At 65.1% G+C, this 21,585-nt stretch carries 17 protein-coding genes; 9 read left to right on the forward strand and 8 right to left on the reverse strand.

What is annotated here, in order from left to right; translation table 11 throughout:
- Positions 1 to 1,033: 1,033 nt before the first annotated feature.
- Positions 1,034 to 1,204 (forward strand): hypothetical protein, encoded by a 171-nt coding sequence (locus BRA471DRAFT_RS38320; RefSeq protein WP_007607525.1) that lies wholly within the window; start codon positions 1,034 to 1,036, stop codon positions 1,202 to 1,204.
- A gap of 798 nt (positions 1,205 to 2,002) precedes the next feature.
- On the opposite strand, the gene BRA471DRAFT_RS12145 is transcribed toward BRA471DRAFT_RS38320, so the two are convergent.
- A complete protein-coding gene (locus BRA471DRAFT_RS12145) occupies positions 2,003 to 3,265 on the reverse strand; it encodes an ROK family protein (RefSeq protein ID WP_007607526.1) in 1,263 nt (420 codons plus the stop codon).
- Positions 3,266 to 3,520: 255 nt separating this feature from the next.
- Here BRA471DRAFT_RS12145 and BRA471DRAFT_RS12150 point away from each other — a divergent pair, with 255 nt between their 5' ends.
- Genes BRA471DRAFT_RS12150 through BRA471DRAFT_RS12160 form a run of 3 tightly spaced genes read left to right on the forward strand, consistent with a single transcriptional unit; the run spans position 3,521 to position 7,131 of the window.
- The gene (locus tag BRA471DRAFT_RS12150) at positions 3,521 to 4,486 is read left to right on the forward strand and encodes a sugar-binding protein (RefSeq protein ID WP_007607528.1); all 966 of its coding nucleotides are present in this window, start codon (positions 3,521 to 3,523) and stop codon (positions 4,484 to 4,486) included.
- Positions 4,487 to 4,546: 60 nt separating this feature from the next.
- A complete protein-coding gene (locus BRA471DRAFT_RS12155; RefSeq protein ID WP_007607530.1) occupies positions 4,547 to 6,073 on the forward strand; it encodes a sugar ABC transporter ATP-binding protein in 1,527 nt (508 codons plus the stop codon).
- On the forward strand, positions 6,070 to 7,131 hold the full coding sequence (locus BRA471DRAFT_RS12160; RefSeq protein ID WP_007607532.1) for an ABC transporter permease: 1,062 nt from the start codon (positions 6,070 to 6,072) through the stop codon (positions 7,129 to 7,131). Before BRA471DRAFT_RS12155 ends, BRA471DRAFT_RS12160 begins: the two co-directional genes overlap by 4 nt.
- A gap of 238 nt (positions 7,132 to 7,369) precedes the next feature.
- Here the strand turns inward: BRA471DRAFT_RS12160 and BRA471DRAFT_RS12165 are convergent, their stop codons facing one another.
- On the reverse strand, positions 7,370 to 8,257 hold the full coding sequence (locus BRA471DRAFT_RS12165) for a VOC family protein (protein ID WP_007607534.1): 888 nt from the start codon (positions 8,255 to 8,257) through the stop codon (positions 7,370 to 7,372).
- Positions 8,258 to 8,422: 165 nt separating this feature from the next.
- Here BRA471DRAFT_RS12165 and BRA471DRAFT_RS12170 point away from each other — a divergent pair, with 165 nt between their 5' ends.
- Complete coding sequence (locus BRA471DRAFT_RS12170; protein ID WP_007607537.1) at positions 8,423 to 9,610, forward strand: CaiB/BaiF CoA-transferase family protein; 1,188 nt, start codon at positions 8,423 to 8,425, stop codon at positions 9,608 to 9,610.
- Here BRA471DRAFT_RS12170 and BRA471DRAFT_RS12175 read toward each other — a convergent pair.
- Positions 9,607 to 10,392, reverse strand: coding sequence for a DUF72 domain-containing protein (locus BRA471DRAFT_RS12175; protein WP_007607538.1), 786 nt, complete (start codon positions 10,390 to 10,392; stop codon positions 9,607 to 9,609). The two genes, BRA471DRAFT_RS12170 and BRA471DRAFT_RS12175, sit on opposite strands and share 4 nt — an antisense overlap.
- Between BRA471DRAFT_RS12175 and BRA471DRAFT_RS12180 the strand changes: the two genes are divergently transcribed.
- Complete coding sequence (locus BRA471DRAFT_RS12180) at positions 10,391 to 10,702, forward strand: hypothetical protein (protein WP_231171106.1); 312 nt, start codon at positions 10,391 to 10,393, stop codon at positions 10,700 to 10,702. The genes BRA471DRAFT_RS12175 and BRA471DRAFT_RS12180 overlap by 2 nt on opposite strands.
- 27 nt (positions 10,703 to 10,729) lie before the next feature.
- Here the strand turns inward: BRA471DRAFT_RS12180 and BRA471DRAFT_RS12185 are convergent, their stop codons facing one another.
- The 5 genes from BRA471DRAFT_RS12185 to BRA471DRAFT_RS12205 all read right to left on the reverse strand — a co-directional run bounded on the left by BRA471DRAFT_RS12185 (position 10,730) and on the right by BRA471DRAFT_RS12205 (position 17,157).
- Positions 10,730 to 11,878: an amidohydrolase gene (locus tag BRA471DRAFT_RS12185; RefSeq protein WP_007607540.1), complete on the reverse strand. Its 1,149-nt coding sequence runs from the start codon at positions 11,876 to 11,878 to the stop codon at positions 10,730 to 10,732.
- Between the two features lie 283 nt (positions 11,879 to 12,161).
- Positions 12,162 to 13,250, reverse strand: a complete 1,089-nt coding sequence (locus BRA471DRAFT_RS12190) for a mandelate racemase/muconate lactonizing enzyme family protein (protein WP_007607542.1) — start codon at positions 13,248 to 13,250, stop codon at positions 12,162 to 12,164.
- A gap of 102 nt (positions 13,251 to 13,352) precedes the next feature.
- On the reverse strand, positions 13,353 to 14,360 hold the full coding sequence (locus BRA471DRAFT_RS12195; RefSeq protein WP_231171151.1) for an alpha/beta hydrolase: 1,008 nt from the start codon (positions 14,358 to 14,360) through the stop codon (positions 13,353 to 13,355).
- Between the two features lie 325 nt (positions 14,361 to 14,685).
- Positions 14,686 to 15,879 carry a M20/M25/M40 family metallo-hydrolase gene (locus BRA471DRAFT_RS12200; RefSeq protein ID WP_007607545.1) on the reverse strand — a complete coding sequence of 398 codons (1,194 nt, stop codon included), beginning with the start codon at positions 15,877 to 15,879 and terminating at the stop codon, positions 14,686 to 14,688.
- Positions 15,880 to 15,903: 24 nt separating this feature from the next.
- Entirely contained in the window at positions 15,904 to 17,157 is a 1,254-nt protein-coding gene (locus BRA471DRAFT_RS12205) for an MFS transporter (protein ID WP_007607547.1), read from the reverse strand.
- A gap of 143 nt (positions 17,158 to 17,300) precedes the next feature.
- On the opposite strand from BRA471DRAFT_RS12205, the gene xylB reads away from it, so the two are divergent.
- From xylB to BRA471DRAFT_RS12220, 3 genes are all read left to right on the forward strand, one after another.
- Entirely contained in the window at positions 17,301 to 18,746 is a 1,446-nt protein-coding gene (xylB, locus tag BRA471DRAFT_RS12210; RefSeq protein ID WP_007607549.1) for a xylulokinase, read from the forward strand.
- A gap of 207 nt (positions 18,747 to 18,953) precedes the next feature.
- On the forward strand, positions 18,954 to 20,489 hold the full coding sequence (locus BRA471DRAFT_RS12215) for a sugar ABC transporter ATP-binding protein (RefSeq protein ID WP_007607551.1): 1,536 nt from the start codon (positions 18,954 to 18,956) through the stop codon (positions 20,487 to 20,489).
- Positions 20,482 to 21,537 (forward strand): ribose ABC transporter permease, encoded by a 1,056-nt coding sequence (locus BRA471DRAFT_RS12220; RefSeq protein ID WP_007607552.1) that lies wholly within the window; start codon positions 20,482 to 20,484, stop codon positions 21,535 to 21,537. Before BRA471DRAFT_RS12215 ends, BRA471DRAFT_RS12220 begins: the two co-directional genes overlap by 8 nt.
- Positions 21,538 to 21,585 lie beyond the last annotated feature (48 nt).

Consider the following 21,585-nt stretch of genomic DNA (forward strand, 5'->3'; position numbering starts at 1 on the left):
AGGCCGCGGTCCAGTATCGTTGGCTTGGGAGAACAAAATGCCTCAACCAAACGGTAACGGATCAAGCTTGTGGGGCTCCCGCGCGAGCGGCCCCGTTGGCTGGATCGTCAGCATCGTATCCATTCTGATGTTCGTCGTGGCCCTCTACCTGTATGCAACGAGTGGCGCACCGGGTTCGTCTCCGAATGCGACGGGCGGCTCAAGCGATCACTCGCCGGCTCGCCTCCCAGCACCGAGTAAATAAGGACACGGACAGAGCGCCGCGATAGCCGCCGTTGCACGGCGGCTATCGATTGAGCAATCTCCAGCGAATGGACCGAGAAACGTGGATTATCTCAGCCGCCGCTTCGGCCTGGCCGCTTGAGGTTTACCTTCAGGCGATCGACGCGCCGCGACCTCCAAGGCCACGAGGCCGAAGACGGAGAGAGCGATTAGAATGACGAGTAGCAGCAGGGTGCCGTACATTTAGATGACTCCTACCCAGCTGCTCCTGTGAGCAGCCAGTGGTTCGACAACGTGCGGCGCCGAGATCGCGGATAGAGGGGAGTTGTCGATCGAGCAATTGCACATGCGGACAGAAGCGGGCAGATGAGTGTGCGCACGCAAGGCCGGTACCTGCAGCCCGAGCCTTGCTGGCACCTGCACGCGAGTTTTTCGGCTCTACGGCGAGTCGTTTTTGATGCTGCGCAAAAAGTTGTCGGCCGGGGCGCCCTCAAAAAATGCGTTCCTCACGGGACTCTGCACGAACAATCACTTCAGGCCCAACGAAATGTAGCGATGGGCAGCTCGCCGGGCAGTCGGGAGATCGCTTGTCGCCCGTCAGGAAAATCCTGACTATCATGACCTGCGCTCGGGCGAGGAAGGTTCAGTCGTGATGTGGCTCGGTTCGCTGCACGATAGTAATCGCCCGAGGAGTGGGAGTATGCTTCAACGTCTGCCGAAGACGGCGCTCGAACGCCGCACACAATTGCGTCCAAGGATGGAAAGGCCGCTCTTCGGGGCGGCTTTTCTGTGAGCATAGGAGGAAAAGCAAATGCATCTGAAAGCTCCTATCGATCTTGACACGGAAAGGTCGCGCAAAAGGGCCGTGTGGTTGCGTCAATTAGCCGAAGGGGCGGCTCACCCGGAATTCGCTGAAAAGATCAAGGATCTGACTGAAGAATACAAGGGACTTGCCGAACAGTTGGAGCATGAGGACCAGTAGGCCCGCGACACGCAACGTGATCAAGGAAAGAAGCGGCGCGGGCCCGGCGGCTTGATGTCCCCGAATGTCGAGCGCCTCCCAGCCCAATCCGTACCGCCGTTACCTTGTTTGCGGTGATGCCGCTCCGAACTACCGACCGCGTTTCGGCCGTGTGGGGGCCGGGTTGTGCACCGGGTCCTTACAAGGCAGGGAAGTCGCGCGACGAGGTGGACGTGAGCCGGACCCACATGTGTTGCAAGCTGCGTTACTTCTTTCAAAAAGAAATGCCTAATCCCGCAAACTGTAACGGCCAATTCTCGAACAAGGAACGCGTGATCTGGGAGATACAGAACTCGGAATGCCTGGCTGACTGAGCTTTTCAGCTTCATTGTGTCTGCCACACAGCCATTGTGCTGGACGCGAACTCTCAAGCGCGTCCTTCCCCAAGCATCTTGGCCTGCGCCTTCTTCGACTCCCCCGCGGCGCTGCTGCTGTCGCACACGTTGGCCGCGCGCCGCTCAAGCCGCACGACATGAACGGCTTCCAGCTTGGGGCGGTATGGTCGCTCATCCTGTGTTGCGGTCGCTCCGGACGTGAGACGACAGTGTGGTGGCCAGTTGGTTCAGATGCGACGGCTTCAAGATTGCCGCCGCCGTTTCGGTTTTGGTGTTTCTTGATAGTGCGACCCCAGGATGCTACACATTGCCAGTGTCGCCCGGATTTTCTCCAGTCTTTTCAGGTGCGTAGCTGCAACGGCCATGGACCGAAATCTGAGTGGGGACCCTCCCGCCCCAGCCAGCGCGCCGCAGCTCTCGGCGCTTACTCGGTCGCTTCCATGTGGTTTTGGTCGACGACCCGCAGCGTCCGCCGCACCATGCCCTCGACAATGACCGCCGACTCGCTTGGACGCAGATGGATCGCCGTGGATCTGAGCAGCCATGGCAACACCGCCTGCTCAAGCCGCTCTTCATAGGCGTGGCGCATCATGTCGAATGCCATCAGGCCTGGACCCGCCAGGATGACATGGTGTGGGCGCAATACGGATATCGTTGCCGCGACCGCCTCGGCGAGCGCGCGACCTGCCTGCAGGAACAGGTGCTCGAGACGTGGATCGCCGCCCAGTGCGCGCTCGCGCAGCAGGGCCATCTGTCCCTCGGATGGCTGCTGCGAGTCCGCCGGCGGCAGATCGAGAAAGGTGCGGGCATCGCGGTAGAGCGCATAATCGGCAAGGTAAGCCTCGATACAGCCGCGCTGGCCGCAGCGGCATTGCGGGCCATCCGGCGCCAGCTTGACATGGCCGATCTCGCTGCCGGCGCCCCAGCGTGCTTCACCATCGGCAACGACGCCCATCCCGATGCCGTGACCGACCATGATAGTGGCCGAGAGGCCTTGCGCCAATGCCGGTTCGGCGGCCGTGATGGCGAGCGCGACCGCGACAGCGTCGTTCGCCATCACGACCTCGACCCCGAACGCCTGACGTATCGGCGTCGCGAGATCGACCTCGGTGATCGACAGCGCGGGACTCCACAGCGTCGAGCCGGTGTCGACGTTCACGATGCCTTGCAGCGCAATGCCGATTCCCAGCAGCCGATGGCGCGGCGTCGCCGTCGCATCGAGCAGCGCATTGATCTGCGCGATCACGAGATCGCGCAGCGCGCCTGCATCGAGCGCGCGCGTCGATAGTGCAAGTCGCGACTGCGCCACGCCGGAGCCCCGGAAATCCGCGATCAGCGTCTCGATCAGGTTCATGCGCACGGAGACCGCGGCGATGCGCCCGAACTCCGGATTCAGGGTCAGCAGCACGGCCGGCCGGCCGCGGCGGCGGCCATTCAGCCCGTCCGCATCCTCTTCCTCGCCGTCCTCGGACCAGGGGCTTGCCGCCGTCTCGGTCTCGCAGAGCAGCTCTTCCGCGATCAGTCGCGACGTCAGGCCGGAAACCGCCGGGAAGCTCAGGCCAGTGCTTCGGGCCAACGCCACGCGCGGCAGCGGCCCCTGGCGTCGCAAGACGTCGACGAGACGGCCGCGGTTGGATTCACGAGCCGTGTTCGACACTCGTCTGGACGGCTCAATTTGGTCAACCATGCTGCCTCTTTAATTCATCAGGTAAATTTAATGCAGAAATGAGATGCCGGTGCGACCGGAAAAGCACAATCGGAATACGGTTTGCAGCAGCCATGTTTACTAATATCGTACCGCATGTACTATTTAGACTGGAAGAAGGGGCGCATACATCCTGATCCGGCTGGTTTGCCCTGCTGCATTTGTTCGCGACGTAAATAAAAGATGGCGCATAAGCGCTGTGAAACCCCTCAACGGGGGTGACCAAGGGAGGTGTACATGAACGGATCGATGAAGAAACTGATGGTGTCGCTGTTTGCGACCGCAGCTGCGCTGGCGGTTGCTACGGGGGCGGCGCAGGCCCAGCAGAAAAAGACCATCGCGCTGGTCACCAATGCCGCGGCCGATTTCTGGACCATTGCCGGCCGCGGGCTCGAGAAGGCTCAAAAGGAGCACCCGGAATACGATATCCAGTTGATCGTCACCAACGATGCGACCGCGGCGGGCCAGCGGCGCTTGCTGGACGACCTGCTGGTGCGCGGCGTTGCCGGCATCTCCATCTCGGTCGACGATGCGCCGCACGCAACCGAAGAACTCAACAAGGTCGCGTCCCAGACCGTGTTGATTACGACGGACAGCGACGCGCCGCAGAGCAAGCGTCTCGCCTATATCGGCACCGACAACGTCGCGGCCGGGCGGCAAGCAGGCGAGGAGTTCAAGAAGGCATTGCCGAACGGTGGCAAGATTGCGCTGTTCGTCGGCACGATGGACGCGGACAACGCCCGCGAGCGAGTGCAGGGTATCAAGGATTCGATCGCCGGCACCAAGATCGAGCTGGTCGACGTGTTCACGGACCAGGTGGACTCCGCCAAGGCCAAGGCGAACATGGAGAACGTGCTCGTCAAATATCCCGACATCGCGCTGCTGTCCGGCCTTTGGAGCTACGAGACACCGCTGATCTATGACGCGGTCAAGGCGGCGGGCAAGGCCGGCAAGGTGAAGATCGTCGGCTTCGACGAGGACCAGCGCACATTGCGGGGAATTTCCGACGGCACGATCGAGTCGACGGTGGTGCAGCAGCCGTTCGAATTCGGCTATCTCTCCGCCACCAACATCATCAAGACGCTGAAGGGCGACAAGTCCTGGATTCCCGCCGACAGCAAGCTGATCGTGCCGACCCAAGTGATCAGCAAGACCAATGTCGCGGAGTTCACCGCTCACATGAAGGAGCTGCTGAAGAAGTGACCCTCTGTACCTTTCGACGCCCGGCGAGAATGCCGTCGGGCGTCGGTTGGGAGGAAGTGAATGGCGGAAATCCTGTTCGAACTCGCCGGGATCAGCAAGTCCTATCCCGGGGTCATGGCCCTCAACGATGTCAGCCTGCGCGTGTACCGTGGCGAAGTGTTGGGCCTGATCGGCGAGAACGGCGCCGGCAAGTCGACTTTGATGCGCGTTTTGGGCGGCGTGATCGCGCCAAGCGCGGGCGTGATCCGCATCGGCGGAACTGACCATGCAGAAATGACGGTGAGCGAGGCGACGCAGACCGGCATCGCCTTCGTGCACCAGGAACTGAACCTGTTCGAGAATCTCGACGTCGCCGCCAACGTCTTCATCGGACGCGAGAAGCTCGTCGGCGGCCCGCTGAAGCTGGTGGACAGCGCGCAGATGCGCGCTCGCGTGATGCCGCTGCTGCAGCGTCTGGGCGCAGATTTCACCCCTGACACGCTGGTCGACAATTTGTCGATCGCCGAACGCCAGATGGTTGAGATCGCCAAGGCGCTCTCGATCGATGCCCGCGTGATCATCATGGACGAGCCGACCTCGAGCCTGACGATTTCGGAGACCGAGCGTCTGCTGGAGGTGATTGCCGATCTGAAGGCGCACGGCATCTCGGTGATCTATATCTCCCACCGGCTCGGCGAGATCATGACCTGCGCCGACCGCGTCGTGGTGCTGCGCGATGGGCGCACGGTGGGAGAGCTGGCGCGAGATCAACTCAGCCATGCCGCAATGATCAGGCTGATGATCGGCCGCGACCTGAAGGCGCTGTATACCCCGCCGAAACGACCGCCGCAGCCGGGCGGCTGCGACATCGTCGGCGTCGTGACATCAGCCTTTCCCGACCGGCAGGTTGATCTTTCCGTGCGGCATGGCGAGATCCTGGGCCTGGCGGGGCTCGTGGGCGCTGGCCGCACTTCTCTTGCCCGTGCGGCCTTCGGCGTCGACCCGCTGCTGGGCGGCGAGATCAGGATCGATAACGCGCCGATCGCAATCGCGTCGCCGCGGGACGCGATCAGGCAAGGCATCTATCTGGTGCCGGAGGACCGCAAGAAATCCGGGCTCGTGCTGGAACTGCCGATCCGGGAGAACGTGACGCTGGCCGGTCTGCTGAATTATGTGCGGATGTGGCTGGTCAGCGGCGCAGCCGAGCGCAAGGTCGCGAAAGAGCAGGTCAGGCGCCTCTCCATCAAGGCGCCGAGCATCGACATGGAGGTGGTGACGCTCTCCGGCGGCAACCAGCAGAAGGTCGTGCTCGGCAAATGGCTGTCCATGCAGCCGCGCGTGATGTTCTTCGACGAGCCCACCCGCGGCATCGATGTCGGTGCCAAGAGCGAGATCTACGCGTTGATGCGCGAACTCGCCGACCAGGGCGTCGCGATCGTGATGATCTCCTCGGACATGGAGGAGGTCATCGGTGTCTCCGATCGCGTGGCGGTGATGCACGAAGGCAGTGTCAGCGGCGTGTTGGAGCGACGGCAATTCAGTGAATACAACGTGCTGCGGCTTGCGATGGGCCAGGCGCTGGAAACCGTGGAAGCCGCTGCCCCATGAACAAAAAAGAACTCGGCCTCGGCCTGCTGCTCGTGGTGATTTCCGTCATCACGGGCATGATCAATCCGGCCTTCCTGTCGCTGGTGAACCTGCTGAATATGGCCAATCTGATCGGCCTGTTCGGCGTGTTTGCGCTTGGCGAAGGGCTCGTGATCATCACCGGCGGCATCGACCTTTCGCTCGGCTCGATGTTTGCGCTGCTCGGCGTCGTGTTCGTCGACCTTCTGACGACCTACCAAGTGCCGTGGCCCCTGGCGCTGGCGGCCGTGCTGTTGGGCGGGCTGGTGCTCGGCGGCATCCAGGGGCTTCTGATCACCCGGCTGAAGATGCAGCCCTTCATCGTGACGCTATGTGGGTTGCTGATCTATCGCGGCGCCGCCCGCTACTACACGACCGATTCGACCCGCGGCTTCGGTTACGGCGACGAGGCCGCGACCCTGAGCAGCATTGCCTCCGGCCATGTGGCGGGCATCCCGAACACCTTCATTCTCCTGATCATTCTTGCGCTGGTCCTCGGCGTGGTGCTGCACCGCACGGTCTACGGACGCTGGCTTTATGCCGTCGGCAAGAACGAGGAGGCGGCGCGCTTCTCCGGCATCAACACGAATATGGTGATCGCCACTGCCTATATCATCAGTGGTGGGCTCGCCGGAGTTGCGACGGTCTTGTTCGTGTTCTACACGAACTCGGTGTCTCCGAGTTCCTTTGGCAATTTCTATGAGCTCTACGCGATCGCGGCTGCCGTGCTGGGCGGGTGCAGCCTGCGCGGCGGCGAGGGGTCAATTCTCGGTATCGTGCTGGGCACGGCGTTGCTGCAGGTGTTGCAGAACCTCGTGAACATCCTGGGCATTCCCAACTCACTGAATTTCGCGGTGATGGGCACGGTCATTCTGATCGGCGTGTTGGCGGATCAGCAATTGCAGGCACGACGGCGCCGCAAGCTGGCGCTTGCCGGCCTCGCCCGCGCCGCGCCGAAATCGACATCGCCGGAGCAAGTCCAAGGCGCGGCACCGCGCGCCGCGGATGCATTGCCGGCGAGAACGGGTGATCTGGCATGACGGATCCACGCTCCAGTTGACACAAGGCTGCCTGGCCGGCGACCGCTGGGGAGGGGCGCGTTTCAGGCTCGAGGGCTTTGGGCAGGGACGCGAGGCAAAGCAAGCAAAGCCTGAACGGCGGGAGGGACGCTAACCCGGCTGAGGAGCACACGGAGCATGCGGGCGGCCCTGCCCCGAGCGGGGCCGCCCTGCTGCAACCGGGACTTCCGACGTTGCCGCTGCCAGGTGCAAGGTTTGCTTATCCCTCGTACTGGTCCGGCCCCATCGCCCAAAGCGATTGATCGTGGCCGGACGCGTAATTGCGATTGTTCAGCGCCGGATTGCGATTGACCATCGGTCGCATGAACATCGGGTGGGTGGCGCTGCGCACCTCGTGCTCGACCGTGAACAGCGGCTTGCCGCTGTCGAGATCGAGGATGTCGCAAAACCGATACTGGTACTGATTGTCCTCGCGCGAGATCAAATCGCGCGCCAGCAGCTTGCGATAAGGGCCGGAGAAATCGGTGATGTACATCTGCACATGGTGGCCGTCATAGTCGCCTTGCGGCCGATCGGTCTCGCGGAACAACAGATGCTGGTCGCGGCCCGTCCTCACGGCGGCAACCGCGCCGTCGCCGTTCCGCAACTCGGATGGCATGCCCATGATCTCGGGGTAGAAGGCGCAGATGCGCGCGGCGGATCCCACCGGTACGTCGAATTCGACATAGGGAATGCCGAGCGCGACGCGACCGAAGCGCGCGGCGTCGGGCTCGTAACAGCGCAGCCGGTTGCCCCACGGACAAATCGCCTCGACATGGTCGTTATGCTCGGCGAAGGCGAACGCGGTGCCCTCGAGCTTTTTGGCGACCGACGCCAATCGCGCCAGCAGCGCCTCGCGGCCCGCGATGACCAGCCCGACATGACCGCGCAGCACCTGCGGCCGGCCGCTCGGCAAGTGAAACTGGCTCCGTCCGGCGTTGATCCACATGTTGGTGTCGGACACCATCAGAAAGGGATCGCGGGTGAGCCCAAGGCCTGCGACATAGAACAGCGTGGCGAGGCGCTGGTCCGGGACCTGGATGTTGACGTGCTCGAAATGGATCGCGTTGCCGAGATCTTCTTTGGATCGATCGAATTGTTGCGGCATGGACGGGGCTCTGATGCGGGAGAGACAGGCCCATACTAGAGCACAATTTCCGCCAGTCGAAATGATTCGCCGATCACATCTCGAGGGCGGGCGTGACGTCCGTTGCCACCTTGCCGCAAATGCCAATCCCTGTAAGCTGACAAACAGCACAAAGGAAAGAGATCGATGGGAGGGGTTCTGGACGGCGTCCGCGTTCTCGATTTCGGGCGCTATATCGCGGGCCCCTATTGCGCGACCTTGCTGGCCGAATTCGGCGCCGAGGTCATTCGCGTGGAGAAGCGCGACGGCAGCGAGGACCGCTTCGTGGCGCCGGTGGGCGAAAATGGCGAAGGCGCGCTGTTTCTTCAGGTCAACCGCAACAAGAAGTGCCTCACGCTCGATCCGATGAAGCCGGAAGGGCAGGAGGTGATGCGCCGGCTGATTGCGACCGCGGACGTGGTGGTCGCCAATTTGCCGCCGCAGACCTTGCGCGCGATGAAGCTCGACTACGACTCGCTCAAGGCCATCAAGCCGGACATCATCCTGACGACGGCAACCGCGTTCGGCGGGCCGGGGCCATGGTCCGACCGCGTCGGTTTCGACGGCGTAGGCCAGGTCATGTCGGGCTCGGTGTACATGACGGGCGCCGGCGATCCACCCTACCGGGCAGCGGTCAACTGGGTCGATTTCGGAACCGCGCTGCATTGCGCGTTCGGCACGCTGGCCGCGCTGATCGAGCGCGGCAAATCCGGGCGTGGGCAGATCGTCGAGGGCGCGTTGCTCGCAACCGCCTTGTCCTTCACCAATGCCACGCTGATCGAGCAGGCTGTCATCAACGTCAATCGCGTGCCATCAGGCAATCTCGGCCAGACCGCGGCGCCCGCCGACATCTACCGCACCAGGGACGGCTGGGTGCTGTGCCAGGTCACGGGACATCCGCTGTTCAAGCGCTGGGCGAAGCTGATGGGCGAGGAGGAGGTCTGGCTGAACGATCCGCGCTTTGCCGACGACATCAGCCGCGGCAACAACGGTCCTGTCATCAGCGAGCGGATGGCGCGCTGGTGCGCCGAGCGCACCACGCAGGAAGCCGTCGACACCCTGGGCAAGGCCATGATTCCGACCGGCCCCGTGCTGAGCCCGCAGCAGGCGCTCGATCATCCGCACATCCGCGCCGCCGGCTTCATGCAGGACGTCGACTATCCCGGCCTACCGAAGCCCGCACCGGTGGCGCGCGCCGCCGTCCGCCTCTCGGAAACGCCCGGCGAAATCGCGACGCGCCCGCCCACGCTCGGCGAGCATACCGATCTCATCCTGGGCGAGCTCGGCTACGACAAGGCCGCGATCGCGGCGCTCCGGCAGGGCGGCATCGTCTAGCGGTGAACAACGGCGCCTGCACGGCGGCTTGCCGTCGTGATCGCCGCGCTTTGCCGCACGTTGAGCAATTGCTTCAACGCTCCTGCATCGGCCGGCGCCGCGCTCTTCTGGTCGTTGTCGAAATAGACGTAGACGTCGCAGCCCTGCCGCTTCCAGGACTTGATGCGCCGCGCCCATTGCGCCAGCGTGGGTTTCGTATAGTGCCCGTGATAACGCCCGCTGGGCCCGTGCCCGCGCACATAGACGAAATCGGCCGTGCGCTTCCATGGCGCGGGCGCGTCGTGATGATCGGACAGGCACAGCGAGATGTTCTCTTCGGCCAGCATCCGCAAGATGCGTGGCTGATACCAGCTCGGATGACGGAATTCGAAACTGTAGCGCCGCTTCCGCGACAACAGCTTGAAGAAGCCGGCGAGGCGGTCCGCGTCGGCCTCGAATTGCGGCGGCAGTTGGAACAGGATCGGGCCGGCCTTGCCGCCGAGCCGTGAGATGCGATCCTCGAGCAGCTCGAGGCTGTTCACCGAGCGGTCCGATAGGCGCTTCCAATGCGTAATGAATTTCGACGCTTTCCACGCGAAGACGAAATCGCGGCCGGTCTGCGCCCGCCAACCTTCGACGGCCTCCGGCGTCGGGGTGCGGTAGAACACCCCGTTCAGCTCGGTGGTGTCGAATTGTCCGGCATAATAGCTAAGCTGCTGCTTCAGCGTCACGCCCTCGGGAAAGAACGGGCCTCGCCAGGAGGCGTAGTGCCAGCCGGAAGTTCCGATCAGAACGCGCGCCATGTTCGACGTGTCCATCCGTTGCGATTTGCCGGATGGGAACGTCCGTGCGGCCGATACGTTGCTCGTGAGCTTGATCAACGCAGGACCGGAACCGATGTACGCGCTGTTCGAAGGCAACAAGCAGATCGGCGACCCCTTTCCCTCCGAGAAGGAGGTGTGGGAAGCCGCATTGATCGAGGGGCTGGTGACCGACGTGCCGGTCGCGGACGAGGAGGGCGGCCGGCTTCTGCCAGCCGGCTACCACGTCGCGCAGGTCGAGGAGACGTTCGAGCCGAAGCCGGGCTGGAAGCTGCCGCGCGAGATCTCCTGAGCGGGCCTAGTTCGAGGCTAGCGCCGCCTAGTTTGAGGCCAGTGCCGCCTTGGCGACTTCCGCCATCCAGCCTGCCGCCACCGGTAGAATCGCGTCGTTGAAATCATAGCGCGGGCCGTGCAGCTCGGCGCCATCACGCAATTCGCCGTTGCCGATCCAGACGAAGGCGCCGGGGCGCCGCGAGAGATAATGGGCGAAATCCTCACCGGCCATGCTGGGCGCAAGGTCGCGCCGCAACTCGGCCCGCACCTTGTCCGCGGCGAGCCGCGCGAGATCCGCCTCGGCCGGCGTGTTGACGACGACGCCGACGCCAATGACGATCTCGGGCGTGACCTTGACGCCGAAGCTCGTGGCAATCCCGGCGCAGATCTGTTCGATCCGCGCCACGACGGTGTCCTTCACCGCATCACGATGGTAACGCAGCGTGCCGCCGATCGAGACGCGTCCGGCGATTTGGTTGCGTGCCGTGCCGCCTTCGAGCGTGCAGAGCGAGAGCACGGCGGCGTCGAGCGGATCGACGCTGCGTGACACGATCGATTGCAGCGCCACGATCAAATGGCCGGCCGCCATCACCGGATCGCGCGTCAGATGCGGCATGCCGGCGTGTCCGGCATGGCCGTCGATGGTGATGATGACACGCCCGCCGGAGGCCATCACGACGCCGTCATGGACCGCGATGGTGCCGGCGGCAAGGCCCGGCCAGTTGTGAAATCCGAACACCCGCTGCATCGGAAAGCGCTCGAACAGCCCGGCCGCGACCATCGCGCGCGAGCCGCCATAACCTTCCTCGGCCGGCTGGAAGATGAAATCGACCGTGCCGCTCCAGCTGGTATCGGCGGCGAGCAGTGCGGCGGCACCGAGCAGCGAAGCGGTGTGCCCGTCATGGCCGCAGGCATGCATCACGCCGGGATATTGCGAAGCGTAAGCTAGCCCCGTATCTTCGGTGATCGGCAGCGCATCCATGTCGGCGCGCAGGCCGACCCGGCGCTGTGCAGCCCCTCGCGTGAGGGTCGCGACGATGCCGTGACCGCCGATGCCTGACACGAAGGGAATGCCGAGCTCGGTGAGTCTGTCCTGCACGAAAGCGGCGGTGGCTTCCTCCTGAAGGGACAGTTCGGGATGCGCGTGCAAGTGCCGGCGCCACGCGGTCAGTTTCTGGTGCAGCTCGGGGCTCAAGGCGGGATTCTCTCGGATTGTGTGTCGGCGTCGACACCATAGCCGAATAACCGCAGCTTGCATCAAGCGTCAGCGAATGCCTCGCGTGCAGCAACGCGTTGGTGATTGCTGGGGCAAACCGAATGCGCTGCGCGCTCCACTTTACCTCTCCCGCTTGCGGGAGAGGCCGGGAGAGGCCGGGAGAGGGCTCGATCGTCATTGGGGTTCTCACTGCGGAGACACCCTCTCCCCAACCCTCTCCCGCAAGCGGGAGAGGGGGCGCACCCGCGGCCGTGGCTCCGCGCTACGCCGACAGCTTCGCCAGCCCGTTCCAGTCGAAGCTGATGCCGTGGCCGATCCGGTCCGGCGCGAGCGCGAGTCCGTCCTGAAGCACCAGAGGATGCTCGATATATTTGTCGAGTCCAAAACCGTGCGCCTCCAGATACGACCGGTTCGGGCAGGCCGCGAGCAGGTGCACGGTGATGTCGTGCGCGCCGTGGCTGGTGACGGGCAGGTTAAACGCCTCCGCCAGCCGCGCGATCTTCATGAAGGCGGAGACGCCGCCGCAATTGGTGACGTCAGGCTCGGGATAGGACACTGCGCCTGCGACGATGTAGTTCTTGAACTCCCACAGCGAACGCAGATTCTCGCCCGCCGCGATCGGCACGCCACCGGCCTGCATGATGCGGGTGTGGCCCGCGACATCGTCGGGAATGATCGGTTCCTCGAGCCAGGTGAGGTCGTAGCGTTGGAACGCCCGGGCGGCGCGGATCGCTTCCTCGACCGTCCATTTCATGTTGGCATCCACCATCAGCGGAAAGCCGTCGCCGAGATGTTGTCGCATCGCCGCGACCCGCGCCACATCCGATTTGAGATCGGGCCGGCCGGCCTTCATCTTGATGGCGCGAAAGCCCTTGGCGAGATTGCCGTCGGTCTGCTTCAGCAGCGCCTCGACCGAGAGATCGAGATCGATGCCGCCGGCATAGCAGGGCACGCGCGCGTCGAATCCACCGAGCAACTGATACAGCGGCAATGTCGCGCGCCGCGCCTTCAAGTCCCATAGGGCGATATCGAGCGCCGAGAGCGCCAGCACCGCCGGTCCGCCGCGCCCGCCATAATGCAGGCCCCACCAGACGTGATGCCAGATCGCTTCGGTATCATCGGCCTCGCGGCCCTCGACCAGCGGCGGGATCTCGCGCTTGAGGATGTCGGCGACGGCGCCGCCATTGCGCCCGACCGTGTAGGTGTAGCCGACGCCCTCGGCGCCATCGGCATCCCGGATGCGGCAGGTGATCAGCTCGAACGCCGCGATGTCGCCATGGGTCGAGTCGGAGAGCATGACGGGGAGGGGGATCCGGTAGAATCCGGTCTCAATGTTTGCAATGCGCGGCATGATTTTCTTCCTGCGTTTTCTTTGCAGGCTAGCCCGAGGTTCGCGCCGCGGCAATGCGGTCGTTGCGACATCGCGGCGCATCTTGGGCAAGATCGCGTTGCGCTATTGCGCCGGCGCGCCAGCGGCCGGTCGCCGCGAAACGTCCTCGGCAAGCTGCTGACCTTGAGCGAGCCTGCGCTCGATCATGCCCATCACGGTGGTCACGTCTTCGAAGGCCCGCGAATGCGCTTGTCCCTGTAAGCGGGTGATGTCGAACACCAGAATATTGGCCCGCGCCAGTTCGTCCTTGTAGGGCTCTTCCTCCGCGTTGACATCGCCGAGACGGGTGAGGCCGCCCGCGATCGACTTCGACAGCTTCAGCGCACCGTCATCCTGCGACAGGAACAGCGCGAAGCGCGGCCGCGACGATCCCATTTCCTGCATCTGTTCGCGAAACGCTGCGAAGTCGACATCGGGGGCCACCATAGCCACGTTCCTGATTTTGCCGCCGATCTTCCCAGTCCGGCGTGCCCTGGCCTGGAGGGCATTCAGCGTGATCAGGCAGCCCATGGAATGGCAGAGCACGGTGACCTCGCGGATTGCGGGGTTGAGCGCCACCTGCTCGATCAGCCCGTCGAGCGATCCGACGGATTCACGGGCGACCTCGCCGTCGCGCTCATAGGCGCGCAATCCGACCAGGCCTTGCGAGGGCCAAGAGAACAGGATCGGGATCACCGGGGCTCGCGAGTCCTGGACGATTTGCGCGAAGCGATAAACCGCATCGTCGAAGCGGTTGTTGAAGCCGTGGACGAAGATCATCGCCTTGCTGCGGCGGGTCTTCTTGGCGACACTGTTGATCGTAGTATTGAAGGCGGCCCTGTCGAGGTAGTCGGCCGACACCGTGACGAACTCGCGGCGCGGATCGCCGGGCGGCGCCACCGGCCACTGGATCGCTCCGACCACGCGGGCCTCGTCAGGCGGAATTGAGACCGAGACCATCGCGTAGGACATCGCGGCGGCACGTTCGCGGCTGAACATGTCGCCAGTGTCGACGGCGGCGCGCTCGCGCGTCGTCGCAACAAGGATCGGGACCCGCGACGTGCTCTCCGCGGCCTCGACCGGAACGAGCACGCCCTGCAAGGGGCGTCCTGCGCAGGATGCGCAAGCAAGAGACAGGATCAAGACGCCCGTCACGCGCCGGCAACTGCGGGAGATGGCCTGGGAGCTCATGCTGCTGCGAGGAATGGCAATGGGTCCGTGCCCCGATCTTTCGCGACCTCCGCCCACTGCTGGACCTTCGGCCTCTGTATCACTTGATTTAGATCAAGCGCACAGGGCCGGGCGCCTCGATCCGCGGCCGGCGCGGGCCGGCCGAGCCAACGCGTGCGGCGCTGTCCCGCCGAAGGATATCGCCGGCTTTGTTTTCCAATTTGTCGGCGGGGTTTTGGTGGGCAGCTCACCGCATCGTTGCGAGCTGCACGGCCAGCGCGCAGGCGCGATCATATTCGTCCAGATTGATCCACTCGTCGATCGTGTGCGCCTCGTTTTGGCCGGCGCCGAAGGTCACGGTCGGAACGCCGTGGCGGACCATCCAATTGGCATCGAGGCCGCCATTGGCGGTGCGCACGTTCGGGGTGCCGCCGACGGCGGACACCGCCTCCACCGCGCGTTTGACCACCGGCAAATTGTCCTTCATGCGGAACGGGAAATAATCGGTCTCGGCCTTGAACTTGACCTTGCCGGACTTGCCTTGCGCGTTGGTGACTTTCTTGGCCGCCTTCTCGAACGCGGCGTTGTAGGCTTTTGTGATCTCCTTGAAGAACTTTCCATCATGGCTGCGGCTTTCACCGCGCACATGCACGTAGTCGGTGACGACGTTGGTGGCGTCGCCCGCAGGCCGCCCCTCGCCGCCGGTGACGGGGCCGACATTGCTGGTGCCTTGCTGCTTGCGCTTGACCACCTTGCCGAACCAGCCGCCGGCCTTCACGTCGGCGAGCGCAAGCGCGAGGATCATGGTCGAGGAGATGCCGCGCTCCGGCGCGACGCCGGCATGCGAGGCGCGGCCGAAGATCTCGACGGTCCAGCGGTCGGCACCAACCGCGCCGATGACGACGTTGGAGGCCGAGCCGCCGTCATAGTTGAACGCCATCACCGGCGAGCCGAGCTCGTCGAGCTTGACGTGGCGCGCGCCGTAGAGCCCGCTCTCCTCGCGCACGCAGAACAAAAGCGTGATCGGCGGATGATCGAGCTGCTGCTTTTCGAGCTCGGCCGCCAGCGTCACCAGCACGCCGCAGCCGCAGCGATTGTCGCCGCCGAGCGCGGTCTTGGCCTCGTTGACGATCTTGCGACCCGACTTCTTCGGCCTGGCGCCGGCGCACAGCGGCACGGTGTCCATGTGGGTCATGAACATGATGCGCGGCTGGTTGTGCAGCGCGCCGCGGCCGGGCAGGTCGACGATCAGGTTGCCGGTCTCGGTCGGCACGGGAATGCGCGTATTGGCGTCGTCGAGCCGGATCGCCTTCGCCGGCACGCCGCTCTCCTTCAGCGCGGCCGTGAGCTCACGCCCGATCGCCGCCTCCTGTCCGGTGACGCCCTCGACGGCGAGAAAGCGCATGAGGCGGTCGGTGGCGGCTTTGGTGTCGACAGGCATGAGATGTCCCCTTGATGCAGGGCTCTACTCTATCGCCGGTCTTGGCGCGGTGTAGACTAAAAAGATCAGCGCGCCCATGCCAAGCATGGCAGCCATGAACAGCAGCACCGCCGGCAGTCCCGCGAAGGCCGCCACCGCGCCGGTGATCGACTGCATCAGCGCCGCGCCGAGGAAGAAGGCGAGGTTGATCGCCGCGAGCGCCTTGCCCGCGACTTGGGCATCGACCAGCTGCCGCGACATGCCGAACAGAAGCGGCTGCGCCGAGGTCGCCAAGCCAATGAGCACGAACAGCACGAGGTCGTATTGCGGCGGCATCACGGGAAGGCCGAGCAGCATCGAGACGGCATAATGCGGCGCCCCTAACGCCATCAGCGCCAGCAGCAATGCGCCGGCCAGGTGCGTTCCCGCCACCAGCGCGCGGCGGCGGCCGATCCTGCGGTCGATCATGCCGACGAGAAGCGGACCGGCGATCATCGCGAGCGTGAACGCGCCGAGCTGGTTGCCGGCCTCGACTCGCGACAATCCCTTGACCTGCATCAGCCACGGTCCGCCCCACAGGCCGCGCAGCACCAGCGAGGTCGCAAGCGACACCAGCGCCAGCGCGATCAGGCCGCGCAAGGGACGCGACAGTCCCAGCCTGAGCACCTCGATCATCTGCGACAGCGGCGAGGATTCGTCCTTGTGCTCGGCCGGCTGGTTCGGCACCAGCAGGAACACCGCGAGCGCCACGGCGACGCCGCCGAGTGCCGAGATCCAGAATCCGGCGCGCCAGCCGTAAGTGTCGACCACGAAGGCGAGCGGGCTCGACGACAACAGCATGCCGATATTCCCGATCGAGAGGATCGCGCCCGACCACAGCCCGAAGCGCGCGGCCGACAATTGCTTGGCCGCCAATGTCATCGGGCACATCAGCATGCCGGAGGTGGCGACGCCCAGCAGCACCTGACCGACTGCGAAGCTTTCGGGTCCCGTTGCGAATCCCGACGCGATGGCGCCGACCACGGTGCCCGCGAGCAGGCTCAGCGACACCGGCCGCACGCCAAAGCGGTCCATCGCCGCACCGACCGGGATCTGCGCGGCCGCAAACGCGAACGGATAGACCGAGGTGAGGCTCGCCAGCGCCTGCGGTTCGATGCCGAAATCCGCCGCCATCAGGTCGAGGCTGACCGCCGGAATGGTGCGCAGCAAGGTCGAGAGCATGTGCCCGCAGGCGAGCGCCAGCAACGCAAGGATCAGCGCGCGGGTGGCTCCCGCGTCGTTGGTGGCGGCAGTGGTCATAGGCGTTGCGTCCCGGCAAGGTTTCGGGTGGGGTTACATGATTGGCGGGTGCATGCCAACATCGGGACCGCCATGCCCGCAATGTCATGGACGCGTAACGCACTGGACGCGCAGCGCAATGGACGCACAAGGCAAGTGACATCATGTATCTCGGCATCGACCTCGGCACCTCTGCCGTCAAAATCGTTCTGGTCGACGACGCGCAGCGTGTGGTGGCGAGCCGCAGCCGGTCGCTGACGGTCAACTCGCCGCGTCCCGGCCATTGCGAGCAGGACCCGGCGCAGTGGACCGAGGCCACATTCGCGACGCTGGACGCCTTGAAGGCGGATCACGCGCGCGAACTGGCCGAGGTCGAGGGCATCGGCCTGTCCGGCCAGATGCACGGCGCGACGCTGCTCGACGCCAGCCACACGCCGTTGCGGCCCTGCATTCTCTGGAACGACGGACGGTCCTTTGCGGAATGCGCCGAGCTGGAGCGGCGCTGGCCCGCCTTGCGGACGACGACAGGCAACAAGGCGATGCCGGGATTCACGGCGCCGAAACTGCTGTGGCTCGCCAGGCACGAACCGGAGACCTTCGCGGCGACAAAACTCGTGCTGCAACCAAAGGCCTATCTGCGCCTGGTGCTGACGGGCGAGGCGATCGAGGATGTCTCGGACGCCTCGGGTTCGCTGTGGCTCGATGTTGTCAGCCGCGATTGGTCGGATGAGGGGCTCGCCGCGACCGCACTATCGCGCCGGCAGATGCCGCGTCTCGTCGAGGGCTGCGCGCCGTCGGCACGGCTGCGGAGCGAGTTGGCGCAGCGTTGGGGCATGGCCGGGCGGCCGATGCTCGCCGGCGGGGCCGGCGACAATCCGGCGGGAGCCGTCGGCATCGGCGCCATCAATCCCGGCGCAGCGTTCATTTCGCTCGGAACCTCCGGCGCATTGCTGGTGCCGACCGAGACGATCGCGGCCAACCCCGAGCGGGTCGTGCACACGTTCTGTCACGCCGTCCCCGACAGGTGGATACAAGCCGGCGCGATCCTCTCGGCGGCATCGTGCCTGGCCTGGATCGCCCGGCTGTTGGGGACTTCCGAGGCCGACCTGCTGGCGCCGCTCGGGTTGCGCCCGCGGGCGCCGTCGCCGGTCAGCTTCCTGCCGTACCTCTCCGGCGAACGCACCCCGCACGATGACCCGGATGTGCGCGGCATGCTCGATGGACTCAGTCATGGCACCGATCGTGACGCGGTCGTGCAAGCCGTGCTGGAAGGCGTCGCCTTCGCGCTTGCGGATTGCCGGGACGTTCTCGCCGAGACCGGACTGGCGATCGCGGAGGCGGACGTCATCGGCGGCGGCTCGCGGTCGCGGTTCTGGCTTGCGGTGCTGGCCAATGTCCTGAACGTGCCGATGCATCGCTTTGCCGACGGCGAGACGGGCGCGGCGTTTGGTGCGGCGCGGCTTGGCCGCCTGGCCGTCACCGGGGAGGCGATCGATGCCGTCTGCACCGCGCCCGAACGCGTCGAGACGTTCGAGCCTGAGCCCGCGCTTGCACAGGCCTATGCCGAGCGGCTTCAGCAATGGCGCCGCCTGTACCGGCCGCGGCGCTGATCGCAATGCGCGATGATGTGGCGAAGAAAAGGCATCACGCGCGAGATCGGTTCCGTCTGCAAAAGATAAAAGCAGCGCCGGACCGTTGGTCGGCATGCCGGAGGTATTGCCCTGCGCCACAACCTTTTGTTTAATGCTTGCGCGCGCCAGGGACCAACGAGACGCGCGTGAGATTGCGGCCGCCGTCGGCGCGTCGGGGGAGGTGTGATGAGCGAGCCCATCCTCGAGATGCGCCGGGTCTCCAAATCGTTCTTCAGCATCAAGGCGCTGCGCGACGTCGATCTCACCGTTTACGCGGGCGAAATCCACGCTTTGATGGGCGAGAACGGTGCCGGCAAATCCACCCTGATGAAGATCCTGTCGGGCGCCTACCGGCCAGACCCGGGCAGCGAAATCCGCATCGACGGCCAGCCCGTGCAGATCAGCGGCCCGCTCGGCGGCCGCGCGGCCGGCATCGCAATCATCTATCAGGAACTCTCGCTCGCCCCCAATCTGAGCGTCGCGGAGAACATCTATCTCGGCCGCGAGGTCTCCCGCGGCGGCTTGCTGGCGCGCGAGGCGATGCAGGCCGGCGTCGGTCCGATCCTTGCGCGACTCGGCGCGGATTTCACGCCGCAGACCCAGGTCGCCAATCTTTCGATGGGCCAGCGCCAATTGGTCGAGATCGCGCGCGCGCTGCACGCCCGCTCCAGGATCCTGATCATGGACGAGCCGACCACCGCGCTGTCGGCCGGCGAGAGCGAAAGGCTGTTCGCGCTGATCCGCCAGCTGCGTGCCGAAGGTCTCGCCATCATCTACATCTCGCATCGCATGGACGAGGTCTATGCGCTCGGCGATCGCGTCACGGTGCTGCGCGACGGCACGCTGGTCGGTTCGCTCGACAAGGGCGACATCCGCGCCGACACCATCGTCCGGATGATGGTGGGACGCGACGTCTCGTCCTTCTACAAGAAGGAGCATGATCCCAGGAACGATCCCAACGCGCGGTCGGGAGCTCCCGTGCTTGCGGCCGTCGAGATCGCCGACGGCAGGCGCGTCAAGGGATGTTCGCTGACGGTGCATGCGGGTGAGGTGGTCGGCCTTGCCGGCCTGGTCGGCGCCGGCCGCACCGAGCTTGCGCACCTCATCATCGGCGCCGCGCCGATGGTTTCGGGCCATGTCGAGATCGACGGGCGCGCGGTCTCCATCCGCACGCCCGGTGAGGCGCTGGATGCCGGCATTGCCTATCTCACCGAGGACAGGAAGGCGCTCGGCCTGTTCCTCGACATGTCCTGCCTCGACAACATCAATCTCGCGGTGCTCGGCCGGGATGCGAAATTCGGCGGCATTCTCGACCGCGACAAGGCCCGCGACCGCGCCGAGCGCGCTTTTGCGGGCCTCGGCATCCGTGCTGCGAATGTCGGTGTTCCCGCCGGCGGGCTCTCCGGCGGCAACCAGCAGAAAGTGCTGCTGTCGCGGCTGCTCGCGATCGGCCCGAAGATCCTGATCCTCGACGAGCCGACGCGCGGCGTCGACGTCGGCGCCAAGTCCGAGATCTATTCGATCATCGACAATCTCGCGAAGTCGGGCACCGCGGTTCTCGTCATCTCGTCCGACCTGCCCGAGATCATCGGCATCTGCGACCGCGCCATCGTGATGCGCGCGGGACATATCGCGGGGCAGATCCGGCGCAACGCGACATCGCCGCTCAATCAGGAGGAGATCATGGCCCTCGCCACCGGAACGGAGCAGCTCGATGCCTGAGAACGGCGCTTCCTCAAGCACAGCCCCCGCCAAAGCCGCCCCCGTCGCGCCCGGTCTTGCCGCCGCGCAGGAGACGAAGCGGCAGCGTACGCGGATGATCATTCGCGCGGTCGGCATGCTGCCGGTGCTGCTGTTGCTGTGCATCGGCTTTCACGTGCTGTCGGATGGCCGCTTCTTCACCGGCCAGAACATCGGCATCGTGGTGCAGCAGTCCGCGGTCAATACCGTGCTGGCCGCAGGCATGACCTTCGTCATCCTCACCGGCGGCATCGACCTTTCGGTCGGCTCCATCCTGGCGGCGTCGGCGATGGCCGGGCTGATCATCTCCAAATTCCCGGATCTCGGGGTGCTGTGGTTGCCGGCCGCGGTGCTCACCGGCGCCGTCTTCGGCATTCTCAATGGCGGCTTGATCGCGCTGTTGCGCTTGCCGCCCTTCATCGTCACGCTGGGGTCGTTGACCGCCGTGCGCGGCGCGGCGCGCCTGCTCGGCGCCGACACCACGGTGTTCAATCCGTCGATCGCCTACGCCTTCATCGGCAACGGCGCGCTGACCCTCATTCCCGGTGTATTGTCGATTCCCTGGCTCTGGGTGATCGCGTTGCTGGTCATCCTGGTGTCGTGGCTGGTGCTGAAGCGCACCGTGCTCGGGGTGCACATCTACGCGGTCGGCGGCAACGAGAGCGCGGCGCGGCTCGCCGGCATCAAGGTCTGGGCCGTGCTGATCTTCGTCTATGGCGTATCCGGCCTGCTCGCGGGCCTCGGCGGTGCGATGCAGGCGGCGCGCCTCTACGCCGCCAATGGCCTGCAGCTCGGCCAGTCCTACGAGCTCGACGCCATTACCGCCGTGATCCTGGGCGGCACCTCCTTTGTCGGCGGCATCGGCTCGATCTGGGGAACGCTGGTCGGCGCGCTGATCATTGCCGTGTTGTCGAACGGCCTGATCCTGATCGGCGTGTCCGACGTCTGGCAATATGTGATCAAGGGCCTGGTGATCATCGGCGCGGTGGCGCTGGACCGCTATCGGCTGCAGGGCTCGGCGCGGACTTGAGAGCAAGAGAATGCAGGGCGCTGCGCCGTCATGTCCATTCCGTCACGG

The sequence above is a fragment of the Bradyrhizobium sp. WSM471 genome (assembly GCF_000244915.1).
In the GTDB taxonomy this organism is placed as follows: Bacteria; Pseudomonadota; Alphaproteobacteria; order Rhizobiales; family Xanthobacteraceae; genus Bradyrhizobium.